The sequence below is a fragment of the Variovorax boronicumulans genome (genome assembly GCF_019352895.1).
GTDB lineage: Bacteria > Pseudomonadota > Gammaproteobacteria > Burkholderiales > Burkholderiaceae_C > Variovorax > Variovorax boronicumulans_A.
Genome location: NZ_JAAAFX010000014.1, coordinates 495,956 through 515,706, shown reverse-complemented (window position 1 = coordinate 515,706; position 19,751 = coordinate 495,956). Strand labels below are relative to the sequence as shown.

Genomic DNA, 19,751 nt, shown 5'->3' with positions numbered 1-19,751 from the left:
TCTCGTTTGCAAGCCTTGAGCTAGCAAATAAACATTTTCCTGTTAAAGCCAATGTGACGCGAAGACGCCACGCCACATGCGCTCAGAACTGCATACAAATCGTTAAGTGCTGCCACACAAACTCGCAGATGATGAATCGCACGGGCTGGCTGGACTTGAGAGACGTAATCTGCAGTTAAGGCGAATGCCGAAGAAGACACTTGTTAGGCGCCTATCCGCCCGATTTGTAAAGCGTGTTCCTCACCGGGTATCCTGCGCGCCGCGACCTGCATACGCCGCAAGGCACGCAGGGGGCATAGCCGTGCGGCGCACGCCGGGGCCTCGGCATGGTCGGGCAGCGGCGTGACGCGCCTGGTCGACCGGGGAAACGGGGGGGCTGTGTCATCACATTTCTCTTGTAAATGGCCTGCGCCAGACGCAATTCTGCGAGGCGCGGCGAGCAAACCAAAGACCGATTGCGCATGAGGTATCTCGCTGCGCGCAGACCCTCTCCCTACCCTTTCAGAGGCTCCAGCGCAGGCGCAGTCCGGCCCACACCGCGAACAGCACCGCGGCGCCGAAGACCCAGCCCGAGAGCGCGCCGGCCATGGTGCCCGAGAGCAGGTTGCCCACGGTGCAGCCCAGCCCCGTCATCGCGCCCCAGCCCAGCAGCAGGCCGCCGCCCAGGCCGCGCACGGCCTGGCGCAGGCTGGGAACGCGTGGCGTGAACTGGCCGCTCGCCAGCGCCGCCGCCAGCGCGCCGGCCACGATGCCCGCAACGAGCAGGGCGTTGGGTGTCTGCCAGAAGTGCTCGAGCACGGCCGTCACGCAGCCGCCGAAGGTGTCGAGGCCTTCGAGCCGCTGCGGCACCAGGCCTTGATGCTCGCCGACCGTGCGCGCGGCACTGCCCAGCGCCGCGGTCACGCCCAGGGGTCGCAGGCGCAGCACCACGATCACGGCGATGGCGCCGACCGCGACACCGCCCCACACCGCCGGCCAGCGACCGATGAAGGCCCGGCGCAAGGCGGCGCCGAAGCTGGCGGCACGCGGCAAGGGCGCGCCTTCGGCCGGCAGCCGGCGCCACAGCAGCGCGGCGATCCCGGCCAGCAGGCCCAGTTGCACGGCCGCCGACCCCGCATAGCCCAGGTGATGCGGCAGCCAGACCACGGGCGCGGTCGCGATGGTCGCGCTGTAGAGCGCGTTCCAGGTGTTGAAGCCGAGCACGAAGCCGGCCGCGGAACCGACCAGCGCGAAGGGAGCGGTGGGCGAGCCCTCGCCCAGCCGGTACCAGTGCGCGCTGATGCACGAGCCCGACACCACCATGCCCAGGCCGAAGGCCAGGCCGGCCAGGACCAGCGCCCAGCTCACCGGGCCGATGTGGGCGTCGGGTGGCAGCCGCCCCGGCATGGGCACGGGCAGCCAGCCGGTCATGACCACGTGCATGCCCAGCGTGCCGACCGCCAGCGCCGCGACGATGGCCAGCAGGCCGCGCGCATCGCCGCGCTCGAAGTAGTCGCGCGCATGGCAGTAGAAGCAGAAGCGCGAGCGCTGCAGCACCACGCCCAGCAACGCGCCCAGGCCGGCCGCGAAGGCCAGCGCGCGCCCGCCGCTGCGTTCGCCCAATGCCTGCACGCCGGCCACGGTCAGCAGCACGACCAATGCGGCGGCGATCCAGCCCACGCGGCCGGGCCCCGCGGGCGCATCGGCCACCGGAATCTGCGCTGTCGTCGTCGTCATCTTCAAACCCACTCCTCACGAAAAAAGGGCGGACCCCAAGGTCCGCCCGAACGTCGTTACCACACGACGAGGAGACAACGAGTTGTCCCCACCCAAAGAAAAAAGAAAGAAGAAAAGCGGCCTACTTCGACGCCCAGACCGTGCCGCTGGGGTTGCTCACCGGCACGCCCACGGCATTGCCGTACTCGGTCCACGAGCCGTCGTAGTTGCGCACGTTCTGGTAGCCCAGGATCTTGGTCAGCGCGAACCAGGTGTGGCTCGACCGCTCGCCGATGCGGCAGTAGGTGATGACCGGCTTGCTGCCGTCGATGCCGACCGAGGCATAGAGCGCCTTGAGTTCGGCGGCCGACTTGAAGGTGCCGTCTTCGTTGACCGCACGGCCCCAGGGCACGTTGGCCGCGCCCGGGATGTGGCCGGCGCGCACCGCAAGCTCGGCGGCGCCCGGCGGCGCGAAGATCTTGCCGGTGTACTCGTCGGCCGAGCGGATGTCGACCAGCCTGGCGTCGGTCTTGCCTTCGGCCACGCCCAGCACGTCGGTCAGGCGCGCGCGCAGTTCGGGATGCGGGCGCGTGACCTTGTAGCGCGTGGCCACGACTTCCGGTGCGCGGTTCTCGAGCACGCGGCCTTCGGCTTCCCACTTCTTGCGGCCGCCGTCGAGCAGCTTGACGTTGCGCACGCCGTACTGCTCGAACACCCAGGCGCCCCAGGCCGCGAACCAGTTGTTGTTGTCGCCGTAGAGCACCACGGTGCTGTCGTTGTCGACGCCCGCGGCCGACAGCAGCTTCTCGAAATCGGCCTGGCTCACGATGTCGCGGCGCACGCGGTCGTTGAGGTCGGCGTGCCACGAGAAGTTGACCGCGCCCGGCACATGGCCGCGCTCGTAGAGGCCCGGGTTCACGCTGACCTCGATCACGCGCAGCTTGGGGTTCTTGAGGTTCCTGTCGAGCCATTCGGTGGACACGAGCGGACCGCTGCCATCGGCCGAGGCCTGCGCGAAGGCGGCCGGGGCCGCCGCGGTGAAGGTCAGGGTGGCGAGCGTGGCGGCATGCCACCATTTGCGAAGGATCGACATTCGGTCTCCTGTGTTGAAACTGAAACCGACTGTACGAAGACGAAGACCAAAACCAAACGACGCAAATCCGATATGCGCATGCCGAAAACGTCTACCCGCATGGCGCCGCGCGACGCCATGCGGGCCGGCGTTCAGCCCGCGCGCCGCTGCCCCGCGAGCCTGCGCACCACCGCCACCAGGCGATCGATCTCGTCGAAGGTGTTGTAGAAGGCCAGCGAGGGCCGCACCGTGGTCTCGACGCCGAAGCGACGCAGGATCGGCTGTGCGCAATGGTGGCCGGTGCGCACCGCGATGCCCTCGTCGTTGAGCGCATGGCCCACTTCCTCGGTGCTGTAGCCGTCGAGCACGAAGGACATCACGCTGGCCTTGTCGGCCGCCGTGCCGATCAGCCGCACGCCGGGGATGGTGCGCAGCTGCGCCATGCCGTAGACCAGCAGCTCGTGCTCGTAGCGCGCGATGTTCTCGATGCCGACCTGGTTCACGTAGTCGATCGCCGCGCCCAGGCCCACCGCGTCGGCGATGTTGCCGGTGCCGGCCTCGAACTTGTTCGGGATCGGCTGGAACACCGTCTTCTCGAAGGTCACGTCGGCGATCATGTTGCCGCCGCCCTGCCACGGGGGCATGTCCTCGAGCACGTCACGCTTGCCCCAGACCACGCCGATGCCGGTGGGGCCGAACACCTTGTGGCCGGAGAACACGAAGAAGTCGGCGTCGAGGTCCTGCACATCGACCCGCATGTGCGAGACCGACTGCGCGCCATCGACCAGCGCCTTGGCGCCCGCACGGTGCGCCAGCGCGACGATCTCCTTCACCGGCACCACCGTGCCCAGCGCATTCGAGACCTGCGTCACGGCCACGATCTTGGTGCGGTCGTTGAGCAGCTTGCGGTACTCGTCGAGCAGCACCTGGCCCGAGTCGTCGACCGGGATCACGCGCAGCTTCGCGCCCTTGGCAGAGGCCAGCTGCTGCCAGGGCACGATGTTGGCGTGGTGCTCGAGGTTCGAGACGATGATCTCGTCGCCCTCGCCCACGTGCTGCGCGCCCCAGCTCTTGGCGACCAGGTTGATCGCCTCGGTGGTGCCGCGCACGAAGATCACCTCGTTCACGTCGGGCGCATTGAGGAACTTGCGCACCCGCTCGCGCGCACCCTCGTAGGCATCGGTCGCGCGCGCCGCGAGCTCGTGTGCCGCGCGATGGATGTTCGAGTTCTCGTGCGCGTAGAAATACGCGATGCGGTCGATCACCGACTGCGGCTTGTGCGTGGTGGCTGCGTTGTCGAACCACACCAGCTGCTGGCCGTTCACGCGCTCCTGCAGCACGGGGAAGTCGCGCCGCACCGCATGCACGTCGAAGGGCTGGCGCTGGCCCTGCGCCACCGCGGGCCCGTCGCCATGCGGCGCGGGCTTGGCCGGCGTGACGTAGCCGCTGGTCAGGCGCACCGAGTCGACGAAGTAGTACTGGGGCGCCTGCGCTTGGCTGCTGCTCCCTCGCCCCTCCGGGGAGAGAGCTGGGGTGAGGGGCGACCTCGCATCCCGGTTCGTCGGCAGGCCCTCACCCCAGCCCTCTCCCGCGAGCGGGAGAGGGGGCAGGACCTGCAGAGGCGGTGACGCAGCGGGCACGGCACCGGCCGACGGATGGCCATGGCTGCCGTTCAAAAAGTAGAACGGGGACGCCGCCGCCGACGGCTGTGCACTGCCCAGCGCCGGTGCCGGCGCCGGCGCATGCGCCGCATGGCCTTCAGGCACGCCCAGCACCGCGCTGCCCAGCCGCGGCTCGTAGGCGGGCAAGGCACTGTGGAAGGCATCTGGCGCGCCGTTGCCGGCCACCGCGTGCGGCAGCAGCGAGGGCGCGCGGTGGCCCAGCGACAGCACCTGCGTGGGCGAGCCCGGCAGCAGGTTGGTGCCCGGCACCTGCCCCTGCGGGATCGGCGTGCCCGGCACGCTGGGGCCGAAGCCGGCCGGGCTCACCAGCGGCGAACCCGCGGGTGCGAGCTGCGACGGCGCCTGCACGCCCAGCGGCGTCGCCTGGCCCGGCAGGGCCGCGAAGAGCTGGCTCGCCATGCGGGCCAGCACGGCCGGATCGAAGGGCGCCTCGGGCTGCTGCGGAAGTTGCGGCAGCGGCGACAGGCCCGGTGGAGAAAGTGACGTGCTCACGGCGCGCCTTACTTGTAGGTGTCGGGATAGTCGTGGTACTTGCCGATCTCGACGTCGTCGAGCACGGCCAGCGCGTCGGTGGTCAGCACCGCGACCGAGCAGTACAGCGAGATCAGGTACGACGCGATCGCATGGTTGTTGATGCCCATGAAGCGCACCGACAGGCCGGGGCTCTGCTCACCGGTCAGGCCCGGCTGGAACAGGCCGACCACGCCCTGGCGCTTGTCGCCCACGCGCAGCAGCAGGATCTTGCTCTTGCCGTCGGCCACCGGCACCTTGTTCGAGGGAATCAGCGGGATGCCGCGCCAGGTGATGAACTGCGAGCCGAACAGGCTCACGGTCGGTGGCGGCGTGCCGCGGCGCGTGGCTTCGCGGCCGAAGGCAGCGATGGCCAGCGGGTGGGTCAGGAAGAAGGCCGGCTCCTTCCAGACCTTGGTCAGCAGCTCGTCGAGGTCGTCGGGCGTGGGCGCGCCGGTCAGCGGGAAGATGCGCTGCTCGTCGGTCACCTGCGACAGCAGGCCGTAGTCGGGGTTGTTGATCAGCTCGCTTTCCTGGTTCTCCTTGATCGTCTCGATCGTCAGGCGCAGCTGTTCCTTGATCTGGTCGTGCGGGCTGCTGTACAGGTCGGAGATGCGGGTGTGCACGTCGAGCACGGTGCTCACGGCGTTCAGGTTGTATTCGCGCGGATGCTCTTCGTAGTCGACCCAGGTGCGCGGCAGCTGGTTCTCGTCTTCGCGCGAGGTGCAGACCACCTTGATCGACTCGGGGTTCTTGACCTTGTTCAGGCGGTAGGTGCCAGCCTCGACGGGGACCCACTGCAACAGGTGGGTGAGCCAGCGCGGGCTGATGGTCTCGAGCTGGGGAACGCTCTTGGTGGCATTGGCGAGCTGGCGTGCGGCATTGTCGCCAAGGGCGGTGGTTCCACCCACTGTTGCGGTCATAAGGACTCCGTTGATCGATGAAGGAAGAGAAATCGAGGCGGAGTTTCAGGGCGACCGGGTGGTCCCCTCAACAGGCTATAGCCGCCAAGTTGATGCGGCGCACGGTGCGCTGCTGCTCCAGCTGTTCGCAGCGCGAGAGCAGGCTCGCGATGTTGATGTCGAGCGCGCCGGCCAGTTTCTGCGCGGTCAGGATGGAGGCGATCACGCGGCCGCGCTCGACCTCGCCCACATAGGAGCGGTTGAGGTTGGAGCGCTCGGCCAGCTGTTCCTGCGACCAGCCGCGCACTTCGCGCAATTGCCGCACCGCGATGCCGAAGGTCTCGACCAGGTCGTAGAGCGGCCGGGCCTCGGGCAGCGCGCTCATTTCACCGGCCTGGCGTTGAGCAGGCCCGCCTGCGTCACGCTCGCGCCCGCGGGCACGTCGTCGGTGATCCAGACGTTGCCGCCGATGGTCGCGCCCTGGCCCAGCGTCACGCGCCCGAGGATGGTGGCACCCGCGTAGATCACCACGTCGTCCTCCACCAGCGGATGGCGTGGCAGGCCTTTCTGCAGCTTGCCTTCGGCATCGGTCGGGAAGCGCTTGGCGCCGAGCGTCACGGCCTGGTAGACGCGCACGCGCTGGCCGATCACGGCCGTCTCGCCGATCACGACGCCGGTGCCGTGGTCGATGAAGAAGCTCGGGCCGATCTGCGCGCCGGGGTGGATGTCGATGCCCGTCTGGCCATGGGCCAGCTCGGCCACGATGCGTGCCAGCAGCGGCAGGTCGAGCGTGTAGAGCCGGTGCGCGAGCCGGTGGTGGACCATCGCCAGCACGCCCGGATAGCACAGCAGCACCTCGTCGACGCTGTGCGCCGCCGGGTCGCCCTGGTAGGCCGCGAACACGTCGGTGTCGAGCAGCCGCCGGATGTCGGGCAGCGCGGCGCCGAAGGCCCGCACGGCCGCGGTGGCGCGCTCTTCGACGTCGGCCGTCGCCTGCCCGGCGCGCCGGGCCCGGTCGTTCAGTTCGAGCAGCGCCTGGCCGTGCAGCGCATGCAGGGCGGCGTCGAGCGTGTAGGCGACGTAGATGTCCTCGCTGTCCTGACGCAGGTCGACCGGCCCCAGGCGCATCGGGAACAGCACGCCCTGCAGCGAACGCAGGATCTGCGTGAGCGCGTCACGCGAGGGAAACTCGCGCCCGCCGGGCTCGCGTGAGCGCTTCTGCGCTTCGCGCCATTCGTCGCGCGCCGCATGCAGCGCGCCGGCGATGCCGCCGATGTCGAACCGGGCCATTGGTGTCCTTCTTTCGTGGGTCGGGGGATGTCAGCCCTGGGTCCAGGGCAATCGATGAAAGCGCCAGCCGTCGGCCGTGCCGCGATGCTGCTGCGCATCGATCTCGCCCTCGAAGCCTTCGCGCACGTTGAACACGCGCGCGAAGCCGGCCTTGGCCGCCGCTTCGGCCGCAAGGGCCGAGCGCTTGCCGCTGCGGCACAGCAGCAGCACCGTCGCCTCCTTGCCGCCCTGCTTGGCGAGCTTGGCCTCGAGTTCGCGCACGAAGCGCGGGTTGCGGGTGAGCGCGGTGCCGGTGGCCCATGGCACGTGCAGGCTCTCAGGCACCTGGCCGACGAAGGTGCGTTCCTCGCCGGAACGCACGTCGACCAGCACGGCCGCGCCGTCCTGCACGAGCTGCCAGGCCTCGGCGGGCGCGACACCGCCCGCATAGGACAGGTTCTGCGCGGCGGCCTCGGCCTGGGCGCGTTCGAGGGCTTCGGGCAAGGCGACGATCTCGCTGGTATCTGCGGACATGAAATGAAAACTCCTGATCGGGTGGGCGGCCTTCTGGGTGGCCATGGCCATCAATCTAGGGTTCGGGGCCACTTTCACCAACGAATAAAAAGTGGAATCCAAACAACCGCTTCGTCTGTGCACGCGTGTCATGCCACGCGGGCCTTCGGATGGGCGGGCCGCGCCAAGCCCAGGTGATCGCGCAGCGTGCGGCCCGTGTACTTGGTGCGGAACAGGCCGCGCCGCTGCAGCTCAGGAATCACAAGATCCGCGAAATCCTTGAGCCCGTGCGGCAGCGTGGGCGCGAGCACGTTGAAGCCGTCGGCCGCGCCGGTGCTGAACCAGTGTTCGAGCTGGTCCGCGATATCGGCGGCTGTGCCCACCATCGTCCAGTGGCCGCGCGCGCCCGCGACCTTCTCGTAGAGCTGGCGGATGCTCAGGCCGTCGCGCTGCGCGAGCCGGCTGAACAGTTCCTGCCGGCTCTTCCAGCCTTCGGTCACGGGCAGGTCCTGCGGGAACGGGTCGTCGACCGCATAGCCCGACAGGTCGACGTTGCCCAGGAAGGTCGAGAGCAGGCCCACGCCCAGCACCGGATCGATCAGGCCCTGCAGTTGCTCGAACTTGTCCTGCGCCTCCTGCCGCGTGCGGCCCACGAAGGGCGAGATGCCGGGCAGGATCTTGAGCTGGTCGGCCGTGCGCCCGTAGGCCGGCAGCCGGGCCTTGAGGCCGCTGTAGAAGGCGCGCGCATCCTCGGCCGTCTGCTGTGCGGTGAACACCACCTCGGCCGACGCGGCGGCCAGGTCCTGCCCGTCGCCCGAGGAGCCGGCCTGCACCAGCACCGGGTAGCCCTGCGGCGCGCGCGGCGTCTGCAGGCCGCCGTGCACCTTGTAGTGCGCGCCCGCGTGGGCCACGCGGTGCAGCCCGGCCGGATCGAAGAAGCGATTGCCTTCCTTGTCGTGCACGAAGGCATCGTCTTCCCAGGTGTCCCACAGGTCCTTGACCACCTGCACGTACTCGCGCGCCCGGGCGTAGCGGTCGGCATGGCCGATCTGCTGGTCGAGCCCGAAGCTGCGCGCCTCGAAGTCGCTGCCCGAGGTCACGAGGTTCCAGCCGCTGCGGCCTTCGCTCAGCTGGTCGAGCGTGGCGTACTTGCGTGCCAGGTGGTAGGGCGGCAGGTAGGTCGAGGAGACCGTGGCCACCAGCCCGATGCGCTCGGTGGCCTGCGACAGCGCGGCCAGCGTGAGCATCGGGTCGAGCGGATACCAGAGCGCGTTCTTCGCCACCACCGCATCGGGCGGCCCCGGCAGGCCGACGTTGTCGGCGAAGAAGATGGCATCGAACTTCGCCGCTTCGGCGACACGGGCCCATTCGCGGAGCGACGCGATGCGGCTCGCCGCGCCGGGGTCGACCTCAGGATGGCGCCAGGCGGCGAGGTGGTGGCCCACGCCGAAGAAGAAGGCGCCCAGGTGCATCTGGCGCGGGAGATCGGAAACGGGCATGGCGTGGGGCAAGGGGAACGGAAAGGCGGGAGTGCCCGGCCATTCTTCCGCCCGGCGCGGCGATCGCCAAGGAACAAGAAGTCACTTGCATATGCCCAGGGCCCGGGGTTCAGGGCGACGCACCCGGGCAGGCGGCGATGGCATCGAAGAAGGACGCGATCAGCCGGCTCTCGCGCCGCTCGCGCAGGCAGCACACGTGGATGTGCGTCGAGACCAGGTCGCCCTCGATGGGCACGGGCTTGAGGCGCGGGTCGGCCACGTACTCCGACTGCGACACGGTGCCGATGCCCAGGCCCCGGGCCACCGCCTCGCGCAGCGCCTCGCGGCTGCCGATCTCCATCGCGACCTGCACGTGCACGCCCTGCGCCTGCAGCGCGTCTTCGAGCGCCTTGCGGGTGGTCGAGCCAGGCTCGCGCATCAGCAGCGGCTGCCCGGCCAGCTCGTGCAACGCGATGGATTCGCGCTTGGCGAAGGGATGCGCCACATGGACGAAGGCGATCACCGGGTAGCGCGCGTAGAGCTGCATGTGATAGCGCGCGTCGGGGAAGCGGCTGGCCACCACGCCCACGTCGCTCACGTACTTGTCGAGCGCGTCCAGCACCACTTCGGAGTTGCCCAGCGTGACCGACAGCTTGATGCGCGGATGGACCGCGTGGTAGGCCTCGATCATCTCCGTGACGTGGAAGGGCCCGACCGCGCCGATGCGCAGCGAGCCGCGGCGCAGCTTGCCGCTGTCGTCCAGCAGCGAGGCCATGTCGCCCTCGAGCGCGGCCATGCGGCGCGCCATGGGCAGCATCTCCAGGCCCAGGGCCGAGAGTTCCACGCGCCGCCCGCGGCGGTGGAACAGCTCGGCGCCGTACTCGCGCTCGAGCATCTGGATCTGCGAGTTGAGCGTGCTGTGGCTCATGCCCAGCGCACGCGCGGCGGCGGTGAAGCCGCCGTCGTGCGCGACCGCGATGAAGGCGCGGATCTGGTTGAGCGTCATCGCGGGGGGTCTCGTTCCTGGTGGCTGCGCATGCAAGGCACGCGATCATGCCCACCGATCATGAAGGGCGTGTGCAAGGCTGCATCGCCTCAGGCCACGCCCATCGCCGGATCGCTGACGCCGTCCTTTCCGGTCTCCAGCCGGCCCGCGAAGCGCCGGCTGAAGCCGCCATCCATGGTCAGCGTGAAGTCATACCAGCTCTGCGTATCGGCCAGCGACCACGAGGGTTCGAGCTGCATGCCGGGCACCACCGTGTAGGTCCATGGGCCATCGTTTCGGTAGGCGTTGGGCTGGACGCTCACGGTGGCCGGCGCGTCGCCCATGTTCATGATCGTCAGGCGGACCGCGTTCCCCTCGGGGTCGTAGCACACGCGCACTTCCGGGTTCGGCCCGCTGCGCAGCGCATTCAGGTCGCCCGCGAAGTGCCGGTGGTAGCCGTTGGGCCCGAGCACCCAGAGCCGGTACTTGCCTGCGTTGTCGGCCACGGCCTTCCAGGCGTCCGAGATCATCTTGCCGGGCTCGACCGTGTAGCGCTGCGGACGGCGCGACAGGTTGAGCTCGTCGTAGACGTGGAACACCGCGCCCTGCGTGCCGGTGTTGCTGAAGCTGAGCCAGACCTGGCCATTGGACAGGTCGACGTTGGCGCTGGTGTGCAGGCGGTAGGGCAAGGCGCGCGAAGGCCGCACCACCAGGGCCTGCGTCGGCAGCGGCACCGTGCCCACCGCGGGCACCGGCACGCCCGGCGAAGCCACCTGCTGCGAGTAGGTGGCGTCGGCCTGCGCCTTGGTCGGCGCGGTCGTCAGCGTGGGCTTGGCGCGGTTCGGGTTCTTGAAGTCGAAGCAGGACATCAGGTCGCCGAACACCGCGCGCCGCCATGGGCTGATGTTGGTCTCGCGCACGCCGAAGCGCTGCTCGAGGAAGCGCAGGGTCGAGGTGTGGTCGAACACCTGGGAGTTGACCCAGCCGCCCACGCTCCACGGCGAGATCACCATCATCGGCAGGCGCGAGCTGGCGCCGAAGGAGCGGCCGTCGGGCGTGCGCTGGCTGGTGTCGCCCGGCGGGGCCCGCATCGTGTAGTACTCGCTCGCGATGTCCACCGTCGACTTGCCCTGGTAGGTGCCGTCGTCGTTGCGCCACGGCGGCGAGGGCGGCGGCACATGGTCGAAGAAGCAGTCGTTCTCGTCGAAGTTGATGATCAGCACGGTCTTGCTCCAGACCTCGGGGTTGGCCGTGAGCATGTCCAGCAGCGTCTGGATGTACCAGGCACCCTGCTGCGGCACCGACATGCTCGGGTGCTCGCTGTAGGCGCCGGGCGCGACGATCCAGCTCACCTGCGGCAGGGTGCCCGCGGCGATGTCGTCGGCCACGGCCTGCAGGAAGCCGCCGTCGGGCATGGTGTTGCCGAAGCCCTTGTAGAGCGGCGACATCGCCTCGATCGCCGGCGAGTAGGCCACGTTGGGCGAGCCGATCGACTGCAGCTGCTCGTTGACCGCGCGGTACGAGGCGAAGGCCACCAGCTGGTTGTTGTTGCTGTTGTTGCCCGGCCGGTTGTAGACCTTCCAGCGCACGCCGGCCGCCTGCAGCCGCTCGGGGTAGGTGGTCCAGCTCAGGCCGTCGGACGACGGGCCCAGGCCGCCCCAGTTGGCGTTGGTCACGCAGGCCTGGCCGACCACGTTGGCGCCATTGGTGCCGCTCCACAGGAACATGCGGTTGGTGAAGGTGCCGGTGTGGATCGAGGTGTGGTACGCGTCGCAGACCGTGAAGGCGTTGGCCAGGGCCCAGTGGAAAGGCAGGTCGGACTCGCGCAGGTGGCCCATCGAGATCTTGGTGTTCTTGGCCTTGGGCCAGGCCGCCATGCGGCCGCCGTCCCAGGCGGCCTGCTGGTCGCCCCAGTCGTGGGCGCCGCCCACGCGCAACGCGTTGCCCTTGGTGGCGTCGAGGTAGAAGGGCTGCACGGTGTCGGCGCTGCCCTGCTGGATCCACACCGGCTGGCCCGAGGCCATCGGGATGGTGAAGCGGTCGCTGAAGCCGCGCACGCCGGGCAAGGTGCCGAAGTAGTGGTCGAAGGAACGGTTCTCCTGCATCAGGATGATCACGTGCTCCACATCATTGATGGTGCCCGTGGCGTTGTTCGCCGGGATGGCGAGCGCGCGCTGGATGGCCGGCGGAAAGGGGCCGAGCGCGGCGCTGGCCGCGGCGGCGCGCAGCAGGGTGCGGCGGTTCAAGGTGGTCATGTTGTTGGGGTCGACGATAAGGGTTGTCGGACGGTGCGTGCGTTGTCAGGGCGCGCAGTCGAGCTTCGAGTTCGGGCGCGGCGCATCGGCGCCGGCTTCCGCGCCCGGGCCCGGCGTGGGCGCCGTGACGATCGGCACCGCGGGGGGCGCGGCGCCGTCGCCGCTGGCCGCAGGCGGCGGTGCCGACGGGGCGGGGCCGCCCCCTCCTCCACCGCAACCCGCCACCAGCACGCAGGCCATGCCCGCCACGGCCACCGCCTTGGCGCAGGCGCGCCAGCCGGACGAAAGGATCTGGGATGTCATCGTGCGTCCTCAGGGTGCGGGCGTCGCGGGCAGCGTCGACAGCGGCTTGTTCGACAGGAAGATGGACTGCAGTTCGGCGTCGCTCAGCACGCGGTTCCACATCGCCAGGTCGCCGAAGTGCTGCTGGTAGGTGGGCGCGGTCGCGCACTTGCCCGCGAAGTACGGCGGCGTGACCGTGCCGTTGCACTTGTTCATCAGGAAGGTGCCGGTGCCGTCGTCGCCGATGCCCCACTGCGGATAGGGCGAGAGCTTCGACAGGTCCACGCTGCCGGTCGACTTGCCCGTGGCCACGCGGTTGGTGGTGCCGGTGACCGGATCGAACACGACCATGTTCATGGTCTTGGCCACGCCGTCGACCGAGAAGGCGATGTACACCCAGCGGTTGACCGTGATCTGCGTGTAGGGCCCGGTCGGCCCGTCGGCGCGCACGCCGCCGCCCGAGCCGATGTTGAAGGCCACGCCGCACTGGTTGCCCGAGCTCGCGAACAGGCCGACCGCGACGCCGGCATTGCCGCCGCTCACGTAGCTCTTGTTCGAGAGGATGGTCACGTTGTTGCGGTCCACGCACGCAGGCGTCTTGAACCAGAAGCCCAGCGTGAACTGCGGCGCGCTGCCCTTGCCGATGTCGAAGCCTTCGGCCGGCGTGAGCCGGTAGCCTTCGAGGCCGCTGGCGGTCACGAAGTTGGTGTCGACCAGCAGGCCCTGCGTGCCCGCGAGCGGGCCGGGCACGACCAGGCCGGCGCCGGCGGGCAGCTCGCTGGAGGCCGGGCCCATCGTGCTGTGCGCCATCGCGTCGACGGGCGGCAGCGTGGCGCTGAAGGGGTAGTACGACACCAGGCCGTTGCGCAGGGTGGGCGCCAGCGGCACCGGCGGCACGTACGACACGGACGGCGTGAGCACGGCGCGCGTGGCGGCCTCGGCGCCATCGCCGGCCTGCACCGTGTACGCGAGCTGGTAGGTGCCCTTGGCCACCAGCAGCTGCGACAGCTGGGTGTCGATGTACGACGTGGTGCCCGCGGGCAGTTGCGAGGCGATCACCTCGCCGCCGCGCAGCACCGTGATCGCGCCCTTGGCCGGCGCGGTCCAGCCCAGCGCCACGCGCACGTCGGCCGAGTTGTTGTCGAGCACCGTCGCGTTCAGCTGCGACACCGGCTGCGCGCCGACCAGGCGTGCGCCGTCCATCGCATAGCTCCGGGTGTCGGGCAGCGCATCGAGGTAGCCCAGCAGCGTGGGCGTGACGTCGGCGATGCTGGCGTGCGCGTACAGCTCGGCCAGCGTCTGCGGCAGCGGCGCGCCGACGCCGTCGGCGCCGATGTTGGCGGGCTGGTTGAGGCCGATGAAGGTGGCGGATTCGGGCAGCAGCGGCAGGCCGTCGTCCTGGCTGTTGGCGCTCAGGCCGTGGTTGCCGGTGACCACGATCAGCCAGCGTTCGCTGCCGCGTTTGGCGGTCTCGGCCACCAGCGTGCCGACGGCCTGGTCGAGCCTGGCCAGCGTGCCCGCGTATTGCGGCGCGTTCTGGCCGAAGTCCAGCGCCGCGTCCTTGGCCGCGCGGTACTGCGCGAGCACCGTGGTGTAGCTGCCGCCGATCATCTGCGTGGCCTGCGTGGTCACGCAGTCGGTCGCCGCGGCGTCCTTCGAGCAATCGCCCAGCGTGTCGAGGTTGCCGCTGTCGTGTTCCGACGCCAGCAGCTGGGCCAGGCCCTGCGATGCCACGGCCGCGCCATGTTGGCCCTTGGCGTCGTTCTGCTTGAGGCGCTGGTACAGCGTAGGGCCGCGCATGACCTGCTTCGGCGCCTGCGACAGCACCTGGTGCCGGCTGGCCCAGGCGCCGGTCAGCAGCGTGGCCCAGCCCGGCGTGTCGAGCGTGGGCTGCTGCGAGGGCGTGCCGACCCTGCCGCCGCTGTAGGCCAGCCGCGGCTCCAGCTTCGCGAGGTTCGGCAGGCTGCCGTTGGCGATGCCGGCCTGCACTGCGGCGTAGGTGGCGCCGTCGATGTCGATCAGCAGCGTGCGGCGCACCGTCGGCGTGCCCGGCGCTTCGGGTTGCGCGGGGTCGGTGGGCGGGGTCGGCGTGGGCGATCCGGTGCCACTGCCGCTGCTGCCGCCGCCGCAGGCGCTCAGCACCGCGCCCAGGGCGGCGGCGAGCGCCAGGGTGCGCCAGCGCGCGAGGGAGGGCCGTGCCGGCCGATGCCCGCGGCCGACGGTGGCGCGCGGGAAGGTGAGTGTGCGGGATGACGCGACGGACATTTTTCGACTGCCTTTGTGAATGGGGTGGTCGAATTACAGAAGAGCGCGGTGACGTGCCAGAGACGAAAGCCCATGGGTATTTCGATCTTGCTGTCGGCTTTCTCGTCAGGTCGCATCGGGCCAGGGCCTCGCGTGGTCGTCCACCCCTTTGCGCAGCGCGAGCGCCACGTCGAAGAAGGAGGCCAGCACGCGGCTCTCGCGCCGCACCTGCAGGCAATAGAGATAGGTCTGCGTCACGGCCGGGTCGCCCTCGATGCGCACGGTGCGCAGCCGCGTGTCGGGAATGAACTCGGCCTCCGACACCGCGCCAATGCCGATGCCGCGCGCCGCCGCTTCGCGGATCGCCTCGCGGCTGCCGATCTCCATCGCGGGCCGGGGCCGCACGCCCGCGCGCGCCAGCGCCTCGTCGAGCGCGCGCCGCGTGCTGGAGCCGCTCTCGCGCTGCAGCAGCGGCTGGCCGTGCAGTTCCTCCAGCCGGATCTGGCCACGGTTCGCAAAGGGATGAGCGCGATGCACGAACAGGATCAGCGCATGCCGCGCATAGGGCGTGGCGCTGAAGCCGGGCGTCTCGTGGAAGCGCGCCAGCACGCCGATGTCGATGGCGTAGTCCTCGAGGTCCTTGAACACCGACGAGGAGTTGCCCATGCGGATCGACACGTCGAGCCGCGGATAGCGCTGGCGGTAGGCATCGACCATCTCGATCACGTGGAAGGGGCCGACCGCGCCCAGCCGCAGCTCACCCGACTGCAGGTCGCCGCTGTCGTGCAGCAGGTTCCAGGCATCGAGTTCGAGCGAGGCGATCTGGCGCGCGACCGGCAGCAGCCGCTCGCCGACGCTGGTGAGCTCGATGCGATGGCCCTGGCGATGGAACAGCACCACCTTGTGCTGGCGCTCCAACCCCTGGACCTGGGTGGTCAGCGTGGGCTGGCTCAGGCCCACGGCGCGCGCGGCGGCGCTGAAGCTCCCATGCTGGGCGACGGCAAGGAAGGCACGGAGTTTGGCGGCTGACATCCATAGATTGTGTGAATCGAACGATGACAAATTCGTGATCGAGTTGATATGAGGCTGTCACATGGCGTTCTTAACCTTGTGCCAGTTCCCACACGTCCAACCCCCTCACTCCACCGCCCACCCCCATGAACACCCTCTTCCGCCTGCGCCGCAGCCTGATCGCCCTGACCCTGTCGACCCTGGCCGCCGTGCCCGCCCTGGCGCAGCAGCCGTTGACCATCGGCCTGATCCCGGCCGAGGATTCGCAAGCCATGATCGAGAGCAGCCGCCAGGTGCTCGACAGCCTGCAGCAGCAGCTCGGCATGCCGGTCAAGCCCTTCGTCGCCACCGACTACAACGGCGTGATCGAGGCGCTGCGCTCCAAGAAGCTCGACGTGGCCTACCTCGGCCCGTTCTCGTACGTGCTCGCGAACCAGGTCGCCGACGTCGAAGCCTTCGCGGTGGCCGTCACCAAGAAGACCGGCCAGAGCGCCTACAAGAGCGTGATCATCGCGCGCAAGGACAGCGGCCTGGCCAAGACCGCCGACCTCAAGGGCCGCACCTTCGCCTTCGTCGACCCGACCTCGGCCTCGGGCCACCTGTTCCCCAAGGCCGGCCTGCTGCAGGCCGGCTACGACCCCGAGAGCTTCTTCGGCCGCGTGATCTTCTCCGGCTCGCACGACGCCAGCATCCTGGCCGTGACCAACAAGAAGGTCGATGCCGCCGCCGTGGCCGATCGCATCCTCGCGAGCGCCATCGCCAAGGGCCAGGTCAAGGCCGACGAACTCGAGATCGTCTGGTCCTCGAACCCGATCCCCGAGTCGCCGATGGTCTGGCGCAAGGACCTCGACCCGGCGCTCAAGGCGCGCATTGCCAAGGCCCTGGCCAACGTGAAGGACCTGCCCTGGGGCGACCAGGGCGTGCTCAACGGCTTCCAGCCCACCAACGACGCGGCCTACAACGTGGTGCGCGACACGGCCAAGGTGCTCAAGCTCGACCTGCGGAGCATGAAGTGATCCGCATCCGGGCACTCACCAAGCAGTACGGCGACAACACCGTGCTGCGCGGTGTGGACCTCGACGCCGCGCCTGGCGAGTTCGTCGTGGTGCTCGGCGAATCGGGCGCCGGCAAGTCGACGCTGCTGCGTTGCGTGAACCGGCTGGCCGTGGCCGACGGCGGCGAGCTCGAGGTCGACGGCATGGACGCGGTGCACTGCGCCGACACCCGCGCGCTGCGCCAGCGCGTGGCCATGATCTTCCAGCACCACAACGTGGTGCCGCGCCTGAGCGCGCTGAAGAACGTGCTCACCGGCCGGCTCGGCGCGGTCTCGACGCTGGCCTCGGTGCTGCACTTCTTCAGCCGCGAGGACATCGCGCTGGCGCACGAATGCCTGGGCCGCGTGGGCCTGGCGCACAAGGCGCACGCGCGCACCGATTCGCTGTCGGGCGGCCAGATGCAGCGCGTGGGCATCGCACGCGCCCTGGCGCAGCGCCCGCGCGTCATCCTGGCCGACGAGCCCGTGGCCAGCCTCGATCCGCAGACCTCGCGCAAGGTGCTGCAGTACCTGCACGACGCCTCGCGCGCGCTGGGCATCACCGTGCTGTGCAACCTGCACCAGGTCGACTACGCACGCGAGTTCGCCGACCGCATCGTCGGCCTGGCCCAGGGCCGCGTGGTGTTCGACGGCCCGCCGCAGGAGATGGGCCAGGCCGACATCGACCGCATCTACATGGCACCCCCTTCGCCCGAGCGCGCGGAGGCGGCCCTCCAGCCCGCGCTGGCCCTGCCTTCGATGGCCCGCACCGGAGCATGAACATGAACGCCCCATCGACAACAAGCAAGTACGCCTGGACCGGCCCGCTGCCCGAGAGCCGCCGCAGCTGGGCCCAGCTGATGATCGGCGCCTGCGTGATCGCCTGGGCGCTGCAGTGGAGCGCCGCCGGGGCGCAGCTGAGCTGGTCCGAGCTGGCCGCGGGCCTGCCGCAGATCCTCGACTTCCTGGGCCGCACGCTGCCGCCCGACCTGCGCATCCTCGACCGCCTGGTTGCGCCCGCACTGGAGACCGTGCAGATCGCCGTCTGGGGCACGCTGCTGGCGGTGCTGCCGGCCATCCCGCTGTCCTTCCTGGCCGCGCGCAACCTGCAGAGCCGGCGCTGGGTCTACCAGGGCACGCGGCAGGTGCTCAACGTGGTGCGCAGCATCAACGAACTGATCCTCGCGCTGGTCTTCGTCTCGGCCGTCGGCCTGGGTCCCTTCCCCGGCGTGCTGGCCCTCGCGCTGCACGGCGCCGGCATGCTGGGCAAGTTCTTCGCCGATGCCATCGAGGAGATCGACCAGGGTCCGCTCGAGGCGCTGCGCGCCACCGGTGCGCGGCCGCTGCAGGTGATCGTCTTCGGCGTGCTGCCGCAGGTGATCACGGCCTGGATCGCGGTCGTGCTCTATCGCTTCGAAGTCAACCTGCGTTCGGCCACCGTGCTGGGCATGGTCGGCGCGGGCGGGCTGGGCTTCGAGCTGGTGAGCAGCCTCAAGCTGTTCCGCTACCCCGAGACCGCCACCTGCATCATCGTGATCACCGTCATGGTGGTGGTGGCCGACACGCTGTCGAGCCAGCTGCGCCACCGCATCCAGAACAGCGGGCGCCATTGACCCCACCGCGCGGCGCCCGCGTGCGCCGCGCCCTCCTTCTTTTTCCTGCCGTGCGCGTCACCGCGACGCGCGCCTTCCCTGAACGACACCCGCCATGTGGACCTCCTACAACCCCGTCGACGTGCATGCCGGCTGCGGCTCGCTGACGGCCCTGCCGCAACTGCTCGGCGCGCGCCGCGCGATCCTGATCGCCTTCCCCGAAGCGCTCGGGCTCGGGCTCGTCGAGCGCATCCGTGCGCTGCTGGGCGAGCGCCTCGCCGCGGTCGAGACCGACGTGCGGCCCAACCCCGATGTGGCCTGGCTCGCGCCGATGTACGAGCGGCTGTGGCGCGATCACGCCGACGTCGAGTGCATCGTTGCGCTGGGCGGCGGCAGCGTGATCGACTGCGCCAAGGTGATGCTCACCCGCCCCGCCACGGGCCGCTTCGACGAACTGCAGGCACTGCTCGAAGGCGCGCAGCCCGATCCGGCCTCGACGCTGCGGCATCGCCGGCTGCTGGCCATTCCGACCACCGCGGGCACCGGCAGCGAAGTCACGCCCTGGGCCACCGTGTGGGACCAGGCGCGCGCACGCAAGCTGTCGCTGCAACTGCCCTGGACCTGGCCGCAGGCAGCCATCGTCGACGCCGACCTGATGCTGAGCCTGCCGCACGCGGCCACGCTGGCCAGCGGACTCGATGCGCTGTCGCATGCGCTCGAATCGCTGTGGAACGTGCACCGCAACCCGGTGTCGGCCAGCCTCGCAGTCAGCGCGGTGCGCAGCATCCTGGCCACGCTGCCCGCCCTGCTGGCGGCGCCCCAAAGCCGCGACCTGCGCGAGCGCCTCGCCACCGCGGCGCTGCAGGCCGGCCTGGCCTTCTCCAACACCCGCACCGCGCTCGCGCACTCGCTGTCCTACGACATCACGCTGCAGCACGGCACGCCGCACGGCATCGCCTGCTCGTTCAGCCTGCCGCGGATCATGCGGCTCGCCGCTGGCCGCGATGCCGAGCTCGATGCGCTGCTGCGCTCGGCCTTCGGCGCCGGCCACATCGACGAGGCGATCGACACCCTGACCGCCTTCCTGCAGGACCTGGGCGTGAGCGTGGACCCCGCGAGCTACGGCATCGCCGAAGCCGACTGGAGCGCACGCATCGCGCAGGCGCTGGCCGGTGCGCGCGGGCGCAATTTCATCACCGCCTGAATTCCTCCCTCACCTTTTCCGACG

17 protein-coding genes are annotated in these 19,751 nt (G+C 69.9%); 4 read left to right on the top strand and 13 right to left on the bottom strand.

Annotated features, from left to right (window positions below):
• Positions 1-501 precede the first annotated feature (501 nt).
• The 13 genes from K0H49_RS28825 to K0H49_RS28765 all read right to left on the bottom strand — a co-directional run bounded on the left by K0H49_RS28825 (position 502) and on the right by K0H49_RS28765 (position 15,919).
• Positions 502-1,716 carry a YeeE/YedE family protein gene (locus K0H49_RS28825; RefSeq protein WP_219220076.1) on the bottom strand — a complete coding sequence of 405 codons (1,215 nt, stop codon included), beginning with the start codon at positions 1,714-1,716 and terminating at the stop codon, positions 502-504.
• Between the two features lie 121 nt (positions 1,717-1,837).
• Entirely contained in the window at positions 1,838-2,788 is a 951-nt protein-coding gene (locus K0H49_RS28820) for a sulfurtransferase (RefSeq protein ID WP_219220074.1), read from the bottom strand.
• A 131-nt stretch (positions 2,789-2,919) separates the two neighbouring features.
• The gene (locus K0H49_RS28815) at positions 2,920-4,848 is read right to left on the bottom strand and encodes a family 2A encapsulin nanocompartment cargo protein cysteine desulfurase (RefSeq protein ID WP_219220407.1); all 1,929 of its coding nucleotides are present in this window, start codon (positions 4,846-4,848) and stop codon (positions 2,920-2,922) included.
• A gap of 101 nt (positions 4,849-4,949) precedes the next feature.
• Positions 4,950-5,882 carry a family 2A encapsulin nanocompartment shell protein gene (locus K0H49_RS28810; protein ID WP_183023048.1) on the bottom strand — a complete coding sequence of 311 codons (933 nt, stop codon included), beginning with the start codon at positions 5,880-5,882 and terminating at the stop codon, positions 4,950-4,952.
• A 67-nt stretch (positions 5,883-5,949) separates the two neighbouring features.
• Complete coding sequence (locus tag K0H49_RS28805; RefSeq protein ID WP_219220072.1) at positions 5,950-6,246, bottom strand: helix-turn-helix domain-containing protein; 297 nt, start codon at positions 6,244-6,246, stop codon at positions 5,950-5,952.
• Positions 6,243-7,151, bottom strand: coding sequence for a serine O-acetyltransferase EpsC (gene epsC, locus K0H49_RS28800; protein ID WP_219220070.1), 909 nt, complete (start codon positions 7,149-7,151; stop codon positions 6,243-6,245). The genes K0H49_RS28805 and epsC overlap by 4 nt, the downstream gene beginning before the upstream one ends.
• A gap of 30 nt (positions 7,152-7,181) precedes the next feature.
• Positions 7,182-7,664, bottom strand: coding sequence for a rhodanese-like domain-containing protein (locus K0H49_RS28795; RefSeq protein ID WP_219220068.1), 483 nt, complete (start codon positions 7,662-7,664; stop codon positions 7,182-7,184).
• 128 nt (positions 7,665-7,792) lie between these two features.
• Complete coding sequence (locus K0H49_RS28790) at positions 7,793-9,142, bottom strand: LLM class flavin-dependent oxidoreductase (RefSeq protein ID WP_257625271.1); 1,350 nt, start codon at positions 9,140-9,142, stop codon at positions 7,793-7,795.
• Between the two features lie 109 nt (positions 9,143-9,251).
• Entirely contained in the window at positions 9,252-10,127 is an 876-nt protein-coding gene (locus K0H49_RS28785; protein WP_219220066.1) for a LysR substrate-binding domain-containing protein, read from the bottom strand.
• A gap of 89 nt (positions 10,128-10,216) precedes the next feature.
• The gene (locus tag K0H49_RS28780) at positions 10,217-12,361 is read right to left on the bottom strand and encodes a phosphocholine-specific phospholipase C (RefSeq protein ID WP_219220064.1); all 2,145 of its coding nucleotides are present in this window, start codon (positions 12,359-12,361) and stop codon (positions 10,217-10,219) included.
• A gap of 45 nt (positions 12,362-12,406) precedes the next feature.
• Positions 12,407-12,664 (bottom strand): hypothetical protein, encoded by a 258-nt coding sequence (locus K0H49_RS28775; RefSeq protein ID WP_219220062.1) that lies wholly within the window; start codon positions 12,662-12,664, stop codon positions 12,407-12,409.
• Between the two features lie 9 nt (positions 12,665-12,673).
• Positions 12,674-14,908, bottom strand: a complete 2,235-nt coding sequence (locus K0H49_RS28770) for an alkaline phosphatase family protein (RefSeq protein WP_219220060.1) — start codon at positions 14,906-14,908, stop codon at positions 12,674-12,676.
• A gap of 105 nt (positions 14,909-15,013) precedes the next feature.
• Entirely contained in the window at positions 15,014-15,919 is a 906-nt protein-coding gene (locus tag K0H49_RS28765; RefSeq protein ID WP_219220059.1) for a LysR substrate-binding domain-containing protein, read from the bottom strand.
• Positions 15,920-16,044: 125 nt separating this feature from the next.
• On the opposite strand from K0H49_RS28765, the gene phnD reads away from it, so the two are divergent.
• The 4 genes from phnD to psrA all read left to right on the top strand — a co-directional run bounded on the left by phnD (position 16,045) and on the right by psrA (position 19,727).
• Complete coding sequence (gene phnD, locus K0H49_RS28760; protein ID WP_219220057.1) at positions 16,045-16,914, top strand: phosphonate ABC transporter substrate-binding protein; 870 nt, start codon at positions 16,045-16,047, stop codon at positions 16,912-16,914.
• Positions 16,911-17,711: a phosphonate ABC transporter ATP-binding protein gene (phnC, locus tag K0H49_RS28755; RefSeq protein ID WP_219220055.1), complete on the top strand. Its 801-nt coding sequence runs from the start codon at positions 16,911-16,913 to the stop codon at positions 17,709-17,711. The genes phnD and phnC overlap by 4 nt, the downstream gene beginning before the upstream one ends.
• 2 nt (positions 17,712-17,713) lie before the next feature.
• Positions 17,714-18,544: a phosphonate ABC transporter, permease protein PhnE gene (phnE, locus tag K0H49_RS28750; RefSeq protein WP_219220053.1), complete on the top strand. Its 831-nt coding sequence runs from the start codon at positions 17,714-17,716 to the stop codon at positions 18,542-18,544.
• Positions 18,545-18,638: 94 nt separating this feature from the next.
• Complete coding sequence (psrA, locus tag K0H49_RS28745) at positions 18,639-19,727, top strand: iron-containing alcohol dehydrogenase PsrA (protein ID WP_219220052.1); 1,089 nt, start codon at positions 18,639-18,641, stop codon at positions 19,725-19,727.
• Positions 19,728-19,751: the final 24 nt, after the last annotated feature.